This window comes from Pseudomonas fluorescens (genome assembly GCF_000802965.1).
GTDB classification, from domain to species: domain Bacteria; phylum Pseudomonadota; class Gammaproteobacteria; order Pseudomonadales; family Pseudomonadaceae; genus Aquipseudomonas; species Aquipseudomonas fluorescens_A.
Map to the genome: position 1 here is coordinate 1 of NZ_JSAK01000007.1, position 17680 is coordinate 17680.

General features: G+C 60.9%; 14 protein-coding genes. 4 read left to right on the forward strand and 10 right to left on the reverse strand.

Annotated features, from left to right (window positions below; translation table 11 throughout):
• Positions 1–71: 71 nt before the first annotated feature.
• From ycaC to NL64_RS06035, 4 genes are all read right to left on the reverse strand, one after another.
• Positions 72–698 (reverse strand): isochorismate family cysteine hydrolase YcaC, encoded by a 627-nt coding sequence (gene ycaC / locus NL64_RS06020; RefSeq protein ID WP_034147244.1) that lies wholly within the window; start codon positions 696–698, stop codon positions 72–74.
• Between the two features lie 84 nt (positions 699–782).
• Positions 783–2621 (reverse strand): amidohydrolase, encoded by a 1839-nt coding sequence (locus tag NL64_RS06025; RefSeq protein WP_034147245.1) that lies wholly within the window; start codon positions 2619–2621, stop codon positions 783–785.
• Complete coding sequence (locus tag NL64_RS06030) at positions 2618–3229, reverse strand: antibiotic biosynthesis monooxygenase (RefSeq protein ID WP_034147246.1); 612 nt, start codon at positions 3227–3229, stop codon at positions 2618–2620. The genes NL64_RS06025 and NL64_RS06030 overlap by 4 nt, the downstream gene beginning before the upstream one ends.
• A gap of 840 nt (positions 3230–4069) precedes the next feature.
• A complete protein-coding gene (locus tag NL64_RS06035) occupies positions 4070–4990 on the reverse strand; it encodes a LysR family transcriptional regulator (RefSeq protein ID WP_034147247.1) in 921 nt (306 codons plus the stop codon).
• A 157-nt stretch (positions 4991–5147) separates the two neighbouring features.
• On the opposite strand from NL64_RS06035, the gene NL64_RS06040 reads away from it, so the two are divergent.
• On the forward strand, positions 5148–5549 hold the full coding sequence (locus NL64_RS06040; protein WP_034147248.1) for a helix-turn-helix domain-containing protein: 402 nt from the start codon (positions 5148–5150) through the stop codon (positions 5547–5549).
• Between the two features lie 77 nt (positions 5550–5626).
• On the opposite strand, the gene NL64_RS06045 is transcribed toward NL64_RS06040, so the two are convergent.
• From NL64_RS06045 to NL64_RS06055, 3 genes are all read right to left on the reverse strand, one after another.
• Positions 5627–7069 (reverse strand): catalase, encoded by a 1443-nt coding sequence (locus tag NL64_RS06045; protein ID WP_034147249.1) that lies wholly within the window; start codon positions 7067–7069, stop codon positions 5627–5629.
• Positions 7070–7143: 74 nt separating this feature from the next.
• On the reverse strand, positions 7144–7968 hold the full coding sequence (locus tag NL64_RS06050; protein ID WP_034147250.1) for an alpha/beta fold hydrolase: 825 nt from the start codon (positions 7966–7968) through the stop codon (positions 7144–7146).
• 36 nt (positions 7969–8004) lie between these two features.
• Positions 8005–8580 (reverse strand): flavodoxin family protein, encoded by a 576-nt coding sequence (locus NL64_RS06055; protein ID WP_034147251.1) that lies wholly within the window; start codon positions 8578–8580, stop codon positions 8005–8007.
• 366 nt (positions 8581–8946) lie between these two features.
• On the opposite strand from NL64_RS06055, the gene NL64_RS06060 reads away from it, so the two are divergent.
• A complete protein-coding gene (locus NL64_RS06060; protein ID WP_034147252.1) occupies positions 8947–11751 on the forward strand; it encodes an ATP-binding protein in 2805 nt (934 codons plus the stop codon).
• On the opposite strand, the gene NL64_RS06065 is transcribed toward NL64_RS06060, so the two are convergent.
• Entirely contained in the window at positions 11716–13200 is a 1485-nt protein-coding gene (locus NL64_RS06065; protein WP_034147253.1) for an ATP-binding protein, read from the reverse strand. The genes NL64_RS06060 and NL64_RS06065 overlap by 36 nt on opposite strands.
• A 160-nt stretch (positions 13201–13360) precedes the next feature.
• Positions 13361–14311 (reverse strand): GlxA family transcriptional regulator, encoded by a 951-nt coding sequence (locus NL64_RS06070; RefSeq protein WP_034147254.1) that lies wholly within the window; start codon positions 14309–14311, stop codon positions 13361–13363.
• 304 nt (positions 14312–14615) lie between these two features.
• Here NL64_RS06070 and NL64_RS06075 point away from each other — a divergent pair, with 304 nt between their 5' ends.
• A complete protein-coding gene (locus NL64_RS06075; RefSeq protein WP_034147255.1) occupies positions 14616–15338 on the forward strand; it encodes a pirin family protein in 723 nt (240 codons plus the stop codon).
• Between the two features lie 74 nt (positions 15339–15412).
• On the opposite strand, the gene NL64_RS06080 is transcribed toward NL64_RS06075, so the two are convergent.
• A complete protein-coding gene (locus NL64_RS06080; protein ID WP_034147256.1) occupies positions 15413–16309 on the reverse strand; it encodes a LysR family transcriptional regulator in 897 nt (298 codons plus the stop codon).
• A 112-nt stretch (positions 16310–16421) separates the two neighbouring features.
• Here NL64_RS06080 and NL64_RS06085 point away from each other — a divergent pair, with 112 nt between their 5' ends.
• Positions 16422–17636, forward strand: coding sequence for a YbfB/YjiJ family MFS transporter (locus NL64_RS06085; RefSeq protein WP_034147257.1), 1215 nt, complete (start codon positions 16422–16424; stop codon positions 17634–17636).
• The last annotated feature ends 44 nt before the right edge of the window (positions 17637–17680 follow it).

The following is a 17680-nucleotide window of genomic DNA, read 5'->3' on the forward strand; positions in this document are numbered from 1 at the left end:
TTGCCGGCGATGGCGATTTCACGGGCGCCATCGCCGGCAAGCCGGGCTCCTACAGAGGGAGCACTGTGGTCTTACTTGGCAGTAAACGTGGTGTAGCTGTTGATCAGGTTGCGGTAGTTCGGAATGCGCTCCGACAGCAGGTTGGCCAGGCCTTCCATGTCGTTGCGCCAGTCGCCTTGCAGTTCGCAAGCCACGGAGAACCAGTTCAGCAGTTGTGCACCAGCGGCCGACATGCGCGCCCAGGACGCTTGTTGCACGGTGGTGTTGAAGGTGCCGGAAGCGTCGGTCACCACAAACACATCAAAACCTTCGGCCAAAGCCGACAGGGTCGGGAACGTCACGCACACGTCGGTTACCACACCGGCGATGATCAGTTGCTTGCGACCGGTGGCCTTCACGGCCTTGACGAAGTCTTCGTTGTCCCAGGCGTTGATCTGGCCAGGGCGCGCAATGAACGGCGCGTCCGGGAACTGTGCTTTGAGCTCTGGCACGATCGGGCCGTTCGGACCGCTGTCGAAACTGGTGGTGAGAATGGTCGGCAGGTTGAAGAACTTGGCGATGTCACCCAAGGCCAACACGTTGTTCTTGAACTCGTTGGGCGTGAAGTCCTGAACCAGCGAGATCAGACCGGTCTGGTGGTCGACCAGCAAGACCACGGCATCGTCTTTGTTCAGGCGTTTGTACGGAACATTGCTCATAAAAAACTCCTTGATGGATGGTTGTCGCTGATTGCGCCGGTGCCGGCCACTGCAGGCCTTGGCACCGACGCTTTTTTGTATTCTTCAGAAGGCAAAGCACGAGCAGCCAAAGGCGCCCCAGAAACCCGCGAAATCACTGACCGGCGCATTCGACAGACGCGCCCGCTCATGACTGTGAGAGTGCACCTTGCAAGGTCCACTGCATTGGTGAACCTGCGCCTGCAACGGCGAATTCGGCCGCCAATGCCCGGGCACTTTCACCACCGGCGACCAGTCCGGCAGCACCGGTACACTGGCCGGTCCGAGTTTTTCGAAGTCGCCGGCGGCGTACACCACCTTGCCGCCGACCACGGTCAGCACCGACTCGATCCATTTGATCGCTTCTTCCTCGACGCTGAAAAAGTCCGCACTCAATGCCGCCACGTCGGCCAGTTGCCCAACCTTGATCTGGCCTTTCTTGCCCTGCTCGGAGGAAAACCAGGCGCTGCCGTGGGTGAACAATTCCAGCGCGGTCAGGCGCGACAAGCCCTCAGCGTGCAACGCCAGACCGCCGACCGTGCGACCGCTGACCATCCAGTACAACGAAGTCCAAGGATTGTAGCTGGACACCCGCGTGGCGTCGGTGCCGGCGCCGACTGGTATACCTTCGGCGAGCATGCGCTTGATCGGTGGTGTGGCTTCGGCCGCCTTGGCGCCATAACGCTCGACGAAATACTCACCCTGGAAGGCCATGCGATCCTGAATCGCGATGCCGCCCCCCAGCGCCCTCACCCGCTCGATGTTCTTCGGGGTGATGGTTTCGGCGTGGTCGAAGAACCACGGCAAACCGTTGAACGGAATGTCGCGATTGACCTTTTCGAACACGTCGAGCATGCGGCTGATGGATTCGTTGTAAGTGGCGTGCAAACGGAACGGCCAGCGCTGCTCGACCAGATGGCGCACCACCGGTTCGAGTTCGTCTTCCATGGTTTGCGGCAGGTCCGGACGCGGTTCGAGGAAGTCTTCGAAATCCGCCGCGGAGAACACCAGCATTTCCCCGGCGCCGTTGTGGCGCAGGTAGTCATCGCCCTGATGCAGGGTCACGCTGCTGGTCCAGTTCTTGAAATCGGTCAGTTCTTCCTTGGGCTTCTGGGTGAACAGGTTGTACGCGATGCGCACGGTCAGTTGCTGGTCCTTGGCCAACTGTTCGATCACCTGATAATCGTCCGGGTAATTCTGGAAACCGCCACCGGCGTCGATGGCGCTGGTCAAGCCGAGGCGATTGAGTTCGCGCATGAACTGACGCGTCGAGTTGACCTGATACTCCAGCGGCAACTTCGGCCCCTTGGCCAGCGTCGAGTACAGAATCATCGCGTTGGGTCGCGCCACCAGCATGCCGGTTGGCTCACCGTTCGAGTCCCGCACGATCTCACCACCCGGCGGGTTCGGCGTGTTGCGGGTGTAACCGGCGACCCGCAGCGCGGCGCGGTTGAGCAAGGCGCGGTCATACAAATGCAGGACAAACACCGGAGTATCGGGCGCGGCCTGGTTCAACTCTTCGAGCGTCGGCATGCGTTTTTCGGCGAACTGGAATTCATTCCAGCCACCGACCACGCGCACCCACTGCGGCGTCGGCGTGCGGTCGGCCTGATCCTTGAGCATGCGCAAGGCATCGGCCAGCGACGGCACGCCTTCCCAGCGCAGTTCGAGGTTGTAATTCAAACCGCCACGAATCAGGTGCAAGTGCGAGTCGTTGAGACCCGGAATCACGCAGCGGCCCTTGAGATCGATCACTTGCGTACCGGAACCACGCAACGCCATGGCCTCGGCATCGCTGCCCACCGCGACAAAGCGGCCATCACGGATAGCGACCGCACTGGCGTATGGGTTCTCACGGTCAACGGTATGAAATTGGCCATTGAACAGAATCAGATCGGCGTTCATCGCGTTTCCTTGGGCGCAGTAGAAGAAGACAGCCAGGGCGCGAACAAGCGCGTCGCCATCGGCATGAACAGGTACACCACCGAAAGCACGATGGTCAGGGTGATCAGGAATGTCGCGACCACGTAGTTGGAGAGCACGGCGTTGAGTTGCAACAACGGCCCCCAGAGCAGCGGCACCAGCAACGTGTGCGGCAGAATCACCAACAGCGTGACCACGGCCTGCTTCCAGCGCGGCGGTGGCGAACCCGATTCGGTCTGTGGGGTAAACCAGAATTCGTTGGCCGGGTTGACCTCGGTCTGATCGCCGTCGGCCAACATCGGCGTGGCTTCACTGACCAGCGCCTGGCGTTGCGGCGAATCGAGCCAGCGCTGCATCGCCTCGGTGGAGCAAAAACGCAAGACGCAGGTGTAAGAGTCGAGGCCGGCATTCTTGCCGCGCATCACATCGACACCCAAGTGCCCCTCCTGCTGCCCGGCGACACTGACAATGTTGCGCAGCCAGGCTTCATAAGGCGCTTCAAAACCGGACTTGACCCGGTGCTTGATGACGAGGGTCACGACTTCTTCGAAACCCCTTGCCGGCGAGTCGGGCAAATTGGAATCAGGCATATCGGAGGGCTCCGGCGAGACAAAATTAAGGGTGAACAAAAAACCACTGGCATTGATCGCCGTACTGGTTTGGATAGTGCCGGGGTGGGGAAGGAAAAAATTGAATGTACGTGCTGTTTTTGCGAGAGGCCCCGGATCCACAGGACAGCATAGATCGTTGTGGGAATGGCATAGCTTGGGATGGATGGGTGTCAGTCGACATTGCTGTTGAATGACAGTCCGCCATCGCCAGCAAGCCGGCTCCTACAGGGATTGGGGACTTCCGTGAAAATCTGGTCGGCTGTCAGGCCGCCATCGCTGGCAAGCCAGCTCCTACAGTGGATCGGGGGCATTCGTGAGTGAATGGTTGCCTGGAAGGCCGCTATCGCTGGCAGGCCAGCTCCCACAGGGATTGGTGGTGTTGCCGTATATTTTGATCGATACAAGTCCCGTGTGGAGCTGGCAAGCCAGCTCGTACAGAGAAAAGCAAAGCGGCGTATACCCATCCGCTTTTCACCACTCATCAGGCCGAGCGTTAGCTCGCCTGCAGCTTTTGATCTTGAGGTGTACGCCCCATCGAGAGGCCGAGTGGAGGTTCTGCGCAGTGGGCACCGCGGCAAGGATGCCGCGGTAGCCGCCCCCGGCCATGGATGGCCGATGGCGGCGGGCCCACGGAGCAGGACCGGAGCGAGGGCATGCCGAGCCACAGCGAGGCACCGAACGACAGGGGCAAGAGCGCTTGGTTACTTGGCGCTTTTCCAAGTAACCCGCTGTAAGAGCGGAACCCTAAGTAGCCGTTACCGCAGCAACGGATATGCACTCAACCAACCAAGAACCTGGTCGGCTACCAGGCCGCCACGTTCAAGCCAAAACCGCCACCGGCTCCGACATGAACTGACTGATCCGAGAGCGCAACCACCGCTCCGCCGGATCATTGTCATGCACCCCACTCCACGCCATCGACAACTGCGCCGCTTCAATCTCGAACGGCGGATCTTCAGCCCGCAACCCACACCCCTCCACCAATGCGCAAGCCGCATAATCCGGCACCGTGGCAATCATCTCGGTCCCGGCGAGCAACGCGCGCAAACCGCTGAACTGGGGAACTCCCAACACCACCCGGCGGGTCCGGCCAACCTTGGCCAGATCCAGATCGATATTGCCGCTCAGATCCCCGGAAAACGACACCATCGCATGGGGCCGCTCACAATACTCATCCAGAGTCAGCGTCCCCGGGCGCTTGTCGCCGCGCAGCACTTTGCAGGGAATATCACGCAGTTTCTTGCGCTTGGCATTGGCCGGCAAGTCAGTGGTGTAGCTGACGCCCACAGAGATTTCCCCCGACGCCAGCAACGCTGGCATCAGCAAATAATTGGCCCGGCGTACCACCACGACAATGCCCGGCGCTTCTTCCTGCAGCTTGCTCAGCAGTGGCGGAAACAAACCGAACTCGGCATCGTCCGACAGGCCAATGCGAAACACATCGCAACTGGTCGCCGGATCAAACTCCTTGGCCCGACTGACTGCGCCGGAGATGGTGTCCATCGCCGGTTGCAGCTCCTTGAGAATCGCCAGTGCCCGCCCCGTCGGCTCCATTCCGCGACCATTGCGCAACAGCAGCGGATCGTCGAACAGATCGCGCAAACGGCCCAGCGCGGCGCTTACCGCCGGTTGGCCCATGAACAGTTTTTCCGCGACGCGGGTCAGGTTCTTCTCGAACATCAGCGCTTCGAAAATCACCAGCAGGTTCATGTCGACGCGACGCAAATCGTTTCGGTTCATAGGCACGGTTCCCTTGTGTGTTGGCCAGGCGCGAGGGCAACGATTGTGTCTGACTTTTCGCCAGACTGCCCGCCATGGACGAGGAATTAACAACGTTTAACTCGCAAGCCAATGCCCTGGGGTTCAAGAATGAATCCTACCGACTCGGACATTCGCCATGGCTCAATTCCAGCAAAACGCCGCCCGCGCGACAGTCGCAGAAACACCAGGAAAAAACGCCAGCGGCCTCAGTCCGCAGCGTGAACGGCTGGTGAAACGACTGATCCTTGATCGCCTCGGCGAAACCCTGCAAGTGACCGAACTGGCGCAGGCCTGTTCGTTGTCGCGCAGCCATTTCTCCCGTGCGTTCAAGTGCAGCACCGGCTGTTCGCCTCAGGAATGGATTCGCCAACAACGCATCGCCCGGGCCAAGCTGCTGATCCGGCACACCGACCTGAGCCTGACGCAAATCAGCCTGGAATGCGGCTTCTGCGACCAGGCGCACTTTTGCCACATGTTCACCCGCAGCGAAGGCATCAACCCGTTTGCCTGGCGCTGCCGGGAAGTACGCGCCCTGTAGGAGCCCGGCTTGCCGGCGATGGCGTTTTCACGGGCGCCATCGCCAGCAAGCCGGCTCCTACGGGTCATGTGTGTTTTTTAGCCCAACGGAACAAGGCGCTCCAACGCCTCGGCCACGCCACGTCCATAAGCCGGATCAGCCTTGGTGCAATTATCGATATGCCGCTGGCGGATCAGTTGCGGCACGCCGTTCATGGCCCGCGCGGTGTTTTCAAACAGCAATTGCTGGCGCGCCGGGTCGAGCAGGCGGAACAGGTTGCCTGGCTGCTCGTAGTGGTCCTCTTCGAGCCGGTGGTCATAGTGCTGGGCAAAGCCTTCCAGCGGCAGCGGCGGCTCAGACAGCTCCTTCGAATCCTCCCACTCGCCCACACTGTTCGGGAAATAACTGGCAGTGCCGCCCAGGTTGCCGTCGGTGCGCATGGCGCCGTCGCGGTGATAGCTGTGATGCGGGCAGCGCGGCGCGTTGACCGGAATGTGATTGAAGTTCACCCCCAGGCGATAACGCTGGGCGTCGCCATAGGAAAACAGCCGCGCCTGGAGCATACGGTCCGGCGAGAAACTGACGCCGGGCACCACGTTGGCCGGGGAAAACGCCGCTTGCTCGATTTCGGCAAAGTGGTTTTCAGCATTGCGATTGAGCTCCATGGTGCCGACTTCGATCAGCGGAAACTCGCCGTGTGGCCAGACCTTGGTCAAGTCGAACGGGTTGTGCCGCCAATTGTTGGCCTGCTCTTCGGTCATGACCTGAATGCACAGCTTCCAGCGCGGGAAATGCCCCTGCTCGATGCTCTCGTACAAGTCCCGCAGGTTGCTTTCACGGTCCTTGCCAACCACCACGGCGGCCTCGGCATCCGACAGGTTTTCGATACCTTGCTCACAGACAAAATGAAACTTCACCCAGACCCGTTGGTTGTCACGGTCGATCAAGCTGAAGGTGTGACTGCCGAAGCCGTGCATGTGACGGAAACTGGTAGGAATCCCGCGATCACTCATGACGATGGTGACCTGGTGCAGCGCCTCGGGCAGCAGGCTCCAGAAATCCCAGTTGCTGGTGGCGTTGCGCAGGCCGGTGCGCGGGTCGCGCTTGACCACGTGGTTGAGGTCGGAAAAACGCAACGGGTCGCGGAAGAAAAACACCGGGGTGTTGTTGCCCACAATGTCCCAGTTGCCTTCGTCGGTGTAGAACTTCACCGCGAAACCACGGATGTCGCGCTCGGCATCCGCAGCGCCGCGTTCACCGGCCACCGAAGAAAAACGCACGAACAACGGCGTCTGCTTGCCCACTGAGCTGAAAATGTTGGCTTTTGTGTATCGGGTGATGTCATTGGTCACAGTGAAGGTGCCGTAGGCGCCAGCGCCCTTGGCGTGCATGCGCCGTTCGGGGATCAATTCACGGTCGAAATGGGCGAGCTTTTCCAGCAACCAGATGTCTTGCAAGAGCGCCGGACCACGGGGCCCGGCAGTCTGGATATTGAGATTGTCGGCCACCGGGGCGCCGGTGGCATTGGTCAGCTTTTTCATGGGCCTTCTTCTCGATGGATGGTTGCTCATCAGGAGCAAGGTCCGGCGCGGATCTACGCCCGCGCCGGGGTACGTCAACCCTTCAAAAACGCCAGCAGATCGGCGTTGAGCTGATCCTTGTGGGTGTCAGTCAAGCCATGGGGCGCGCCGGGGTAGACCTTCAGCGTAGAACCTTTCACCAATCCTGCCGAAGCGATGCCTGCTGCTTCGATCGGCACCACCTGATCGGCGTCGCCGTGCACCACCAATGTCGGCACGTCGAATTTCTTCAGGTCTTCGGTGAAGTCGGTTTCCGAAAAGGCCTTGATGCAGTCATAGGCGTTTTTGTGGCCGGCGGTCATGCCCTGCATCCAGAACCAGTCGATCATGCCCTGGGACGGTTTGGCGCCAGGCTTGTTGAAGCCGAAGAACGGCCCGCTGGCGAGGTCCTTGTACAGCTGCGAGCGATCCACCACCGACGCCTGGCGAATGCCGTCGAACACTTCGATCGGCAGGCCGCCGGGATTGGCTTCGGTCTTGAGCATCAGCGGCGGCACCGAGGAAATCAGCCCGGCCTTGGCTACCCGACCGGTGCCGTGACGACCGATGTAACGCGCCACTTCGCCGCCACCGGTGGAGAAGCCGAACAGCACAACGTTGTGCAAATCCAGGTGTTCGATCAGTTGTGCGAGGTCATCGGCGTAGGTGTCCATGTCGTTGCCGAACCACGGTTGACTGGACCGACCATGCCCACGGCGGTCGTGGGCAATCACGCGGTAACCCTGGGAGGCGAGGAAAAACATCTGCGATTCCCAGCTGTCGGCATTCAGCGGCCAGCCGTGGCTGAAGATGATCGGCTGACCAGTGCCCCAGTCCTTGAAGTAAATCTCGGTGCCGTCGCGGGTGGTGAACGTGCTCATGTGGCGTGCTCCTTTTTTTGTGAGGTGGGGGGTGAATCAATCGGATGCGCGGCCCATGCGCTCGGCCAGCCGCGCCACGCGCTCGCCGAGGTGCGCGGCGGTGCAGCGGTCCTCGGCGGGCGGGGCCAGATCGGGGGACTGCTCGACATTGGACTGGGCCATGGCGCCCAACGAACTGCCCAGCCGGTTCATCTGCCCGTCGAACACGCCCGTGGCGGAGCGCGCGGGCAATAGGTCGAGGCCGACCCAGATCATCGAATGCTGGGCGGCGAACACCGCCATTTGCAGCAAGGTGTTGAGTTTGTCGCCGCACAGGCTGCCGGAATTGGTGAAGCCGGCGGCCAGTTTGTCGCGCCACGGTTGCGCCAGGTAAAACGCCGCCGTGGCCTCCATGAAGGTCTTGAAGGCCGCCGAAGCGCTGCCCATGTAGGTCGGCGCGCCGAAAATGATCGCGTCGGCGTGGTGCAAGCACGCCCAGTGCTGGTCGACGTCTTCGACCGCAATGAGCCGGCAGGTGCTGCCCGCGTGCCGTTCCACACCCAGGGCGACGGCTTCGGCCATGACTCGGGTGTGTCCGTAACCACTGTGATAAACCACCACCACCCTGCTCATTCCGGCGTCCTCCAGACATACAAAATCCCTGTAGGAGCTGCCGCAGGCTGCGATCTTTTGATGTGGTTTTTTAAAAACAGGATCAAAAGATCGCAGCCTGCGGCAGCTCCTACAGGTGGGAGTCTTCGTCCAGAGCGGACGCACGACGAGTTAAACGTTGTTAATTTTCCCTGCCATGCTAAAAATCCTGACAGCCCGGGTTCTGCGTTCTCGTCCAATGTTCACGGGACCGCGAGCGATTGCCTGATACGCGTCATTCAATGGGCGCGGCCGACAGTCACCCGCGCAGCGCATTGCACAGCAGCAAAAAGCTGAGGAATATGCTCGAAAACCACGGTCCAGACGCATGCATACAGGAGCACCCCGTTGACCCTTGTCCCCGAACAGGCTGTGCATTTCGGCCCCTACAAGATCTATCCCGGACAACGTCTGGTGATGGAATCCGATCGGCCCTTGCGCCTGGGCCGGCGAGCCATGGACATCCTGTTGATCCTGCTGGAACACGCCGGAAAAGTGGTCAGCAAACAACAGCTGATCGCCGAAATCTGGCCCGACAGCGTGGTCGAAGAGATCAACCTGCGGGTGCATATGGCTGCCCTGCGCAAAGCCCTCGGCGACGGTCAGGCCGGCCAGCGCTACATCGTCACCGTGGCCCAACGTGGCTACAGTTTTGTCGCGCCTTGTTCGCTGGAGCACATCAAGCAAGGCCCGCAACAGGGCGCTATTGAATCGAACGGCCATAACCTGCCCTTGCGCCACACCCGCCTGATCGGTCGCCAGGTGCTGGTCGACAGTCTGATGGCGCAATTGCCGCGCCAGCGCTTCATCACCCTCGTTGGTCCCGGCGGTATCGGCAAAACCACCGTCGCCCTGCGCGTCGCCGAGCAACTGATCGGCCGCTACCGCGACGGTATTCGCCTGCTGGACCTGGCGCCGATCAATGATCCTTCGGTGATCACCGGTCAACTGGCGACGTTGCTCGACCTGTCTCTGCACGACGGTGAACCGCTGAACAGCCTCGCCACGTTCCTGCGCGAACGGCAGATGTTGCTGGTCATCGACAATTGCGAACACCTGATCGACAGCGTGGCACTGCTCTGTGAAAGCCTGCTGCGTGGCGCGCCGCAGCTGCATATCCTGGCCACCAGTCGCGAGAGCCTGCGAGCCGAAAGCGAATTCGTCCAGCGCCTGGAGTCACTGGACTGCCCGCCGCCCATTGCCGTGCTGGACCGCGCTCAGGCCTTGAGTTTTTCCGCACTGCAATTGTTCGTCGAACGGGCCATGGCCAGCCATGACAGCTTTGAATTGACCGATGCCGAATTGCCGCTGGTCATCGATATCTGCCGGCGCCTCGATGGCATTCCCCTGGCCCTCGAACTGGCGGCCGCGCAAGTCGCGAACCTTGGCCTCAGCGGTTTGCTGACGCAGTTGCAAGAAAGTTTTCGGCTGCTTGCCCACAGCAGCCAGTCGCCCCTGGGCAGGCATCAAACCCTGCGCACAACGCTGGACTGGAGCTTCAAACTGCTCAATGCCTGTGAACAAACCTGCCTGCGTCGACTGGGCATCTTTCGCGGTGGCTTTACCCTGGAATCGGCGGCGGCGGTGATCGTTGGCGAACACATCGAACCGCGAGAAGTGTTCGGCTCCATCACGCAACTGGTGGCCAAGTCGCTGCTGAGCGTGGACGTCGGCGACGAAGAGGTGTTCTACCGCCTGCTCGACACCACCCGCCGCTATGCCCTGGAAAAACTCGAACAGACCGACGAACTGCCTGCCGCCCGCAAACGCCACGCCGAACGGTGTCTGACGCTAATGCAGCAGGCGCAAAACGACTGGGAACACATCCCCACCGGTGTATGGATAGATCGTTACGCGCGCAGCCTTGAAGACATCCGTGCGGCGCTCGACTGGGGGCTGTCTGCACAAGGGCCGCATGCGCTGGCAATCCGCCTGACCGCAACGTCCACGCCGCTGTGGCAGGAACTGTCGCTGCTCAACGAGTACGGCGGTTATGTGCGCAAGGCGCTGGCGCTCCTCGACGTTGCGCCCGAGACCTGCCCACGTCTGAAAATGACCTTGAAACTGGCCCTCGGCAGCACCTGTTACCACACCAACGGCGGCACAACCGAAACCATCGAAGCCTTTGTCAGCGCGCATACCCTGGCCAATCACTGCAATGACCTGGCCGGAAAACTTCGCGCTGTCTCCGGGCACCTGGCGGTCAACCTCGGTTGCGGCCACTATCAAATGGCCCTGGAACAGAGCGAACAATTCGACCGACTGGGGCCGCAAGGCGATGCAGCACTGTCCTTGAGCGCCCATCGCTTGCGCGTGCTGACCCTGCACTTTGCCGGCGATCAGCACCGGGCGCGGATGAACGCCGAAGAGGTGATCCAGCGCATGGCCCACAGCGGCCATCTCAATCGTTTCACTCATGGATTTGGCGTGCAATACGACCAGAGCGTCGCCGCCCTGACCATCCTTGCCCGCATCCTCTGGATACAGGGCCAACCGGAACAAGCCTGGCGTACTGCCCGGCAGGCGCTGGACATTGCGCTGCAGATCAACCACGGCTCGTCCATCTGCTACACACTGGCACTGTCAGGCTGCCTGATCGCCCATTACAACGGCGACAGCCGAACCGCCCGCGAACTCTTGCGCCTGCTGCTGGAGCAAGCACAGAAACATTCGGTGCTGCTTTTCTACACTTGGGCCCGGCACTACGCACAGGTCATCGACGGTGCCGAGGCAGATGCGCTTCCTCGTCCGCAGATGGGTTTGGTCAAGGACATCATGGTCACCCTCGACAGCGGCTTCGTCGATTATGATTTGCTGCAACGCGCCGAGAGCGGCGCGGCGGGCTGGAGCACCGCGGAGATTCTGCGCGCCAGCACCGATGCGCTGTTGGCCGCGGATTGCCCGATCAGAAATTGTGCCGCCGAAACCGTGCTGCTCAAGGCACTCAACGTGGCGAAAGCCCAAGGCGCCCTGGCCTGGGAACTGCGCAGTGCCACCTCGCTGGCGCGGCTTTGGCAGCGTCAGGGCCGCTACCGGCAAGCCCATGTGTTGCTGACGCCGATCTACCAGCGATTCACCGAAGGCCATGCCACGCCGGACCTGGTCGCCGTGAAATGTTTACTCGGCGAGCTGCAGGGTCACCTGCCGGTTTGATGGCCGGCGTGTGTGACTGACGTAGCCGGCGTAGCGCATTTCAAAGGCGCGCAAGGCTCCGCTCTGTTCGAGTTTTTCCAGCGCATAACAGCGAGTGGTATTGAGAAAGCGATAGCGGGTCACGCCGCGGACTAGCTCCAGCGACAGCAGCGATTTGAACACCAGACCCTCCATTACGCTGATCAGACTGGAGGACCCCAGCGTCGCACAACTGATCACGCCCATTGCCGCGTCCAGGGTGAACGCCGATTTGAATACCGCCAGGCGCTGCAACACGGTTTGCTCCATCGGACTCAGCCGCTCATAGCTCCAGTCGAGAGCCGCTTTCAGGGTCTGGTGTCGTGGGACTGCCGTACGCCGCCCCTGGGTCAGCATCTGAAAACAGTTATCCAGTTGCGCTTGCAGGCCCACCAGCGCCAACGCGTCGATCTGTGCCGCCGCCAGCTCAATCGCCAAGGGCAAGCCATCGAGTCGCCGACAGATTTCGCGCACGACCTTAAGGTCCTGCTCGCGCAGGGCAAAGCCGTGCTGACGAGCACGGGCACGGCTGACGAACAACTGCACAGCTGAATAGCCCATGACCTCGTCAATACTACGCAAGGCCGACGTCGGTGGCACCAGCAGCGGCGGCAAAGGCAGGAGTGTTTCGTTGTTGGCCAGCAACGGTTCACGGCTGGTGGCGAGAATCGACAGATGAGGTGCTGAAATCAGTAACCCTTCGACCAGTGTCCGGCAGCCTTCAAGCAGGCGCTCGCAATTGTCGAGGACCAGCAACGCATGCCACTGCCCCAGCGTGTCGAAGGTAGTGCCGACGTCCAATTCCAATGTACGCGTCAAATGATCGAGCACCTGCGCCGGGTCATCGATCATCGCCATATCCACCCGCCACACACCGTCGCGGTAGTGCTGCAAGAGCAATTCAGCGACACGCAAGGCAACGGTGGTCTTGCCAATGCCACACGGCCCGACCACGGTCATGAAGCGGCGTACCGGCAACTGCCGCACCAGACTGCCAACGACGGCATCGCGACCGGTGACAGACGTGAGTCGCGCCGGCAGGTTGTGGGGGATTTCATGAGGGGCGTCGATGGCGAAAGGCGTGATAGTCATCGCCTGCTGCACCGGCGCGACAAAGCTGTAGCCACGCTCGGGGATGTTGACGATGTAGCAGTGCCCGTTCTGTCCGTCACGAAAGGCCCGACGCAGGGCAGCAATGTGCACGCGCAGGTTGATTTCCTCGACCACCGTTCTCGGCCAGACCTGAGCAATCAGCTCGTCCTTGCTGACCACCGAGCCTGCATGCTCGACCAGCACCTGCAAGATATCCAGCGCGCGCCCGCCCAGGCGCAGCGGCTGATCGCCCTCCAGCACCAGTCGTTGATTGACGTGGAACGCGAAGGGGCCGAAGTGCAGCACCGTGTCGCTGTTGAAATCTCTGAGGCTATTCATGCGTCGTCACCCGCTGGAAACCTGCTCGGCACGCGAGGCCATCCAGGCTCCGTACCTTCCTTGCAATGAGTTCACAGGTATCTTGGCAGCCCCCGGTGACGGTTCAACCACCACGTGGGGAGCGTCACGGTCATTACGGTGCGCACAACGGACAAAGGCGCTAGCTGAATTGCTCGCGGTACTGGGTCGGGGTCAGGCCGAGCTTTTCACTGAACAGAAAACGCATGTGCCGCACGCTGCCGAAGCCGCTTTTGAACGCTACGGTCTTGAGCGGCAAGTCACCGGTTTCCAGCAGGTTTCGGGCGCAGTCGATGCGTGCGTTTTGCAGAAACTCCATGGGCGTCATGTTCACTTCCCGGGAAAAGACCCTGGCGAAATGACGGGGGCTCATGTTGGCCAGACTGGCCATGCGTTCGATGCTGAAGGCTTCGTCCAGGTGTTCGAGCACATGGTTCTGCACGCGGGTGATCGCCGTTTCATTCGGAGCTACCGCTGCCATCAGCGGGCTGAACTGCGCCTGGCCGCCCTGGCGCTTCATGACCACCAGCAACACCTTCGCGACGTCCTGAGCGACTTTCTTGCCATGGTCTGCAGCGACCACTGCCAGCGCCAGGTCGATGCCGGCGGTGACCCCGCCGGAGGTGATGAGGTTGCGGTCCTGAACGTAAATCTGATCGGTCTCGACCGTCGCCGTGGGGAATGCCTTGATCAACCGTTCGGTGTAATGCCAGTGGGTGGTCACGCGGTAGCCATCGAGTAAACCGGCGTGGCCCAGCACAAACGCACCGGTGCAGATCGAGCCATAAGTCGTCGATCGAGTGACGTTGTGCTTGAGCCACTCGAGCAACGGCGGATGTTTTTCGTTGTAGGCACCGGGGCCGCCAGGCACCAGCAGCAGATCGAAGCCATCGCAGGCCTGATCGACAGGCATATCGGCAAGCACCCTCACGCCATTGGACGCCCGCAGTGCGCCGGGCTCGGTGCCAAGGGTCGTCAGCACATAGTGGTCGTCGGGTTTGAGATAACGGTTGGCAATGGAAAACACCTCCATCGGACCGGCCATGTCGAGCAGGAGAAAGTCGGGAAACAGCACCATTGCCACGGTTTTCATGGGTTCAGAATCACTGGAATCTTAGGAAAAAAACACCCATTCCTGTAGGAGCCGGCTTGCTGGCGATGGGGCCAGCGGGATTTGCATCGATTGCGAGGCCGCCATCGCGGGCAAGCCACGCTCCTACAGATTATGTGTTCGGCATTGATGGGCATTATGGCGAAGTGTAGCGTCAGCGTCGTCGTTCATTACTGTCAACCTGAAGGAGACAGTATTTCAATTTCCATCTACTTATTACACCCACCAGTAACCATTAACCTTCTCCTCACTCGGACGAATCAACGTCCCCACAGGAGATTTCATCATGCTGACCCTTCGCAAAGCATCGGATCGTGGCCTGGCCAATCACGGTTGGCTGAAGTCGTTCCATACCTTTTCCTTCGCCGGCTATCGCAACCCGAAAGAACAGGGTTTTTCCGATCTGCTGGTGATCAACGATGACCGGGTGGCGGCCGGTAAAGGTTTCGGCCAGCACCCGCATCGCGACATGGAGATTTTCTCCTACGTGCTCGAAGGTGCACTGGAACACAAGGACACATTGGGCACCGGCTCGGTGATCCGTCCCGGCGATGTGCAGTTGATGAGCGCCGGCAGCGGCGTGGCGCACAGCGAATACAACCACTCGGACTCGCGGCCCGTGCACTTTCTGCAAATCTGGATCGTCCCGGACGTCAGCGGTGCCAAACCCCGCTATCAGCAAGAACATTTCAGCACGCAGAAAAAACGCGGTCGCCTGCAATTGATCATCTCCCCCGACGGCGCCAAGGGTTCGCTGAAAGTCCGCCAGGACGCGCGGGTGTATGCCGGCCTGATCGATGGCAAGGAGAGCGCCACGCTGGAACTGGCTGCCAATCGCTATGCCTATGTGCATGTGGCTCGCGGCCAGGTCGAACTGAACGGCGTGGCCTTGCAGGAAGGCGACGGCGTGCGGGTTCGCGAAGAACAGTTGCTGACCCTGAGCAACGGGGTAGATGCCGAAGTATTGGTGTTCGATCTGCGTCCGCAAGAGCTGCCGGAAATGCCATAAGCAACCGGCCCTTGTAGGAGCGAGCCTGCTCGCGATGGAAGTAATGAAAACGCGTTGTTTCCAGAGAGCACGCGTTATCGTTGAAGTCCATCGCGAGCAGGCTCGCTCCCACAAAAGCCTTCGACAATCTCATCAATCACCACGCGAACCCGCGCCGTATGCCGCAAATCCGCGTGAGTCACCAGCCACACGTCATAAGGCAGCGGCCGGGTGCGCTCCGGCCACAACCTCACCAGTCCATCCTTCTCCCCCACGTACACCGGAATTTCCCCGATCCCGATCCCCGCGGCAATGGAGCGACGCACCAGCAGGCCGGAACTCAGGCTGGCAACAATCCGCCCGCGACCCGGCGGTTCGCTAACCAGCGTCAGGTCCTTGCCACTCTGCAAATACGGCTGATACACCACCAGATCATGCCCTTCGAACGCCGATCCCGGCTCGGGCACACCACGGGCATCCACGTAGGCTTGCGAGGCGAACAGGCCCACCGGCCAACGAGCGATTCGCCGGGCGATAAGGTCAGGGTTCTCTGGCCGGGTATTGCGAACGGCGATGTCGGCTTCGCGTTTGGCCAGGCTGAGAATTTGTGTCGAAGCGTCCAGCTGCACCCGCACGTCGGGGTGACGTTGATGCAAACGAGCGATGGCCGGGATCAGGAAGTCGATGGCCATGGAGTCGGTGGTGGTCACCCGCACGGTGCCCGTCAGCCGATCATCGAGGCCCTGGATACGCCGCTCAAGCTCCAGTGCGGAATGCTCCATTTTCTCGATGGCGCGCATCGCCGCCTCGCCCACCGCAGTCAGTGCATAGCCTTCGGAAGTGCGCAGGAACAACGTCGCGCTCAATGATTTTTCCAGCGCCGTAATGCGCCGGCCGACAGTGGCCTGATCGACACCCAGCACCCGCGCTGCGCCGCGCAACGTTGATTCGCGGCAGACCGCCAGGAATACCCGTGCGTCATCCCAATTCATTGGCCTCTCCTCAATGATGCATTTATGCATCACTGTAGCGTGAAATCGCTGCGCCGGCGCATCAATAAACCTCGTTATGCTGGGCTCCAATCAAACCTGCAGGACGCCCCTCATGCCCAGCGCAACGCACAACCCACGCAGCGCAATCTGGCTGCCTATATTCGCCGGTCTCAGCGCCAGCCTGGTCAGCATCGGCCTGGCGCGTTTTGCCTATACACCGCTGATTCCGTCACTGATCCAGGCCCATTGGTTTTCCGCCAGCGACGTGGTGTACCTCGGCGCCGCCAACCTGGTGGGCTACCTCATCGGTGCACTGATCGGCCACCCGTTGGCACGAGGGACATCGAACAAAACCGCGCTGCGGCTGATGATGCTGGCAGTGACATTGTCGTTTTTCGCCTGTGCGTATCCGTTGTCGGTGAGCTGGTTTTTCGGCTGGCGTTTGCTCTCGGGCATTGCCGGTGGCGCGATCATGGTGCTGGTGGCGGCGACGGTGTTGCCGCATGTGCCGGCCTCGCGCAAAGGCTTGGCCAGTGGCGCGATCTTTCTCGGCATAGGGCTGGGCATTGCCGGGTCCGGGACGATTGTCCCGCCGCTATTGACCCTGGGCTTGCAACAAACCTGGCTCGGCCTCGGCTTGCTGGCGCTGATCCTGACTGCCATCAGCTGGTTTGGCTGGCCGTCGGCGGCGCCCCATGCAACGACTGCAACGACGGCCAATGTCGCGTCGCCCCGGACAAACCCGGGTGTCTACTTGCTGTTTGCCCAGTACGCGCTCATGGCGGCAGGACTGGTGCCGGCCATGGTGTTCCTGGTGGATTACGTGGCTCGCGGCCTCGGCGCCGGGCAACACGTCGGCGCGCTGATTTGGGTGATGTACGGCATCGGCGCGATTGTCGGGCCGGTGAGTTATGGCTTTCTGGCGGATCAACTGGGGGCGAGGCCGAGTATTCGCCTGGTGCTGGTCGTTCAGGCGATTGCTGTGGGTCTGCTGTCGATCTGCAACTCATTCGCGGCATTGGCGTTGCTGGCGGTGATCCTCGGTTCGTTTCCACCGGGCATCGTGCCGCTGGCCTTGGCTCGGGTTCACGAACTGGTCCCCGGGCACCATCAGCAACAGGTCGTGTGGAGTCGCGCAACGGTGTCCTTCGCCACCTTCCAGGCCATTTCCGGGTTCGCTTATTCCGCGCTGTTCAATGCCAGCGGTGGTCATCATGCGTTGATGTTCGTGATTGCGGCCGGGGCGATTGTTGTGGCGTTGTTGTTGGAGTTGGGTGTGCGCTTATTGAATCGTCCCGAGCAACTTGTTCAGGCCAATTGCCCATGAAGATTTCCCTGTAGGAGCTGCCGCAGGCTGCGATCTTTTGATTC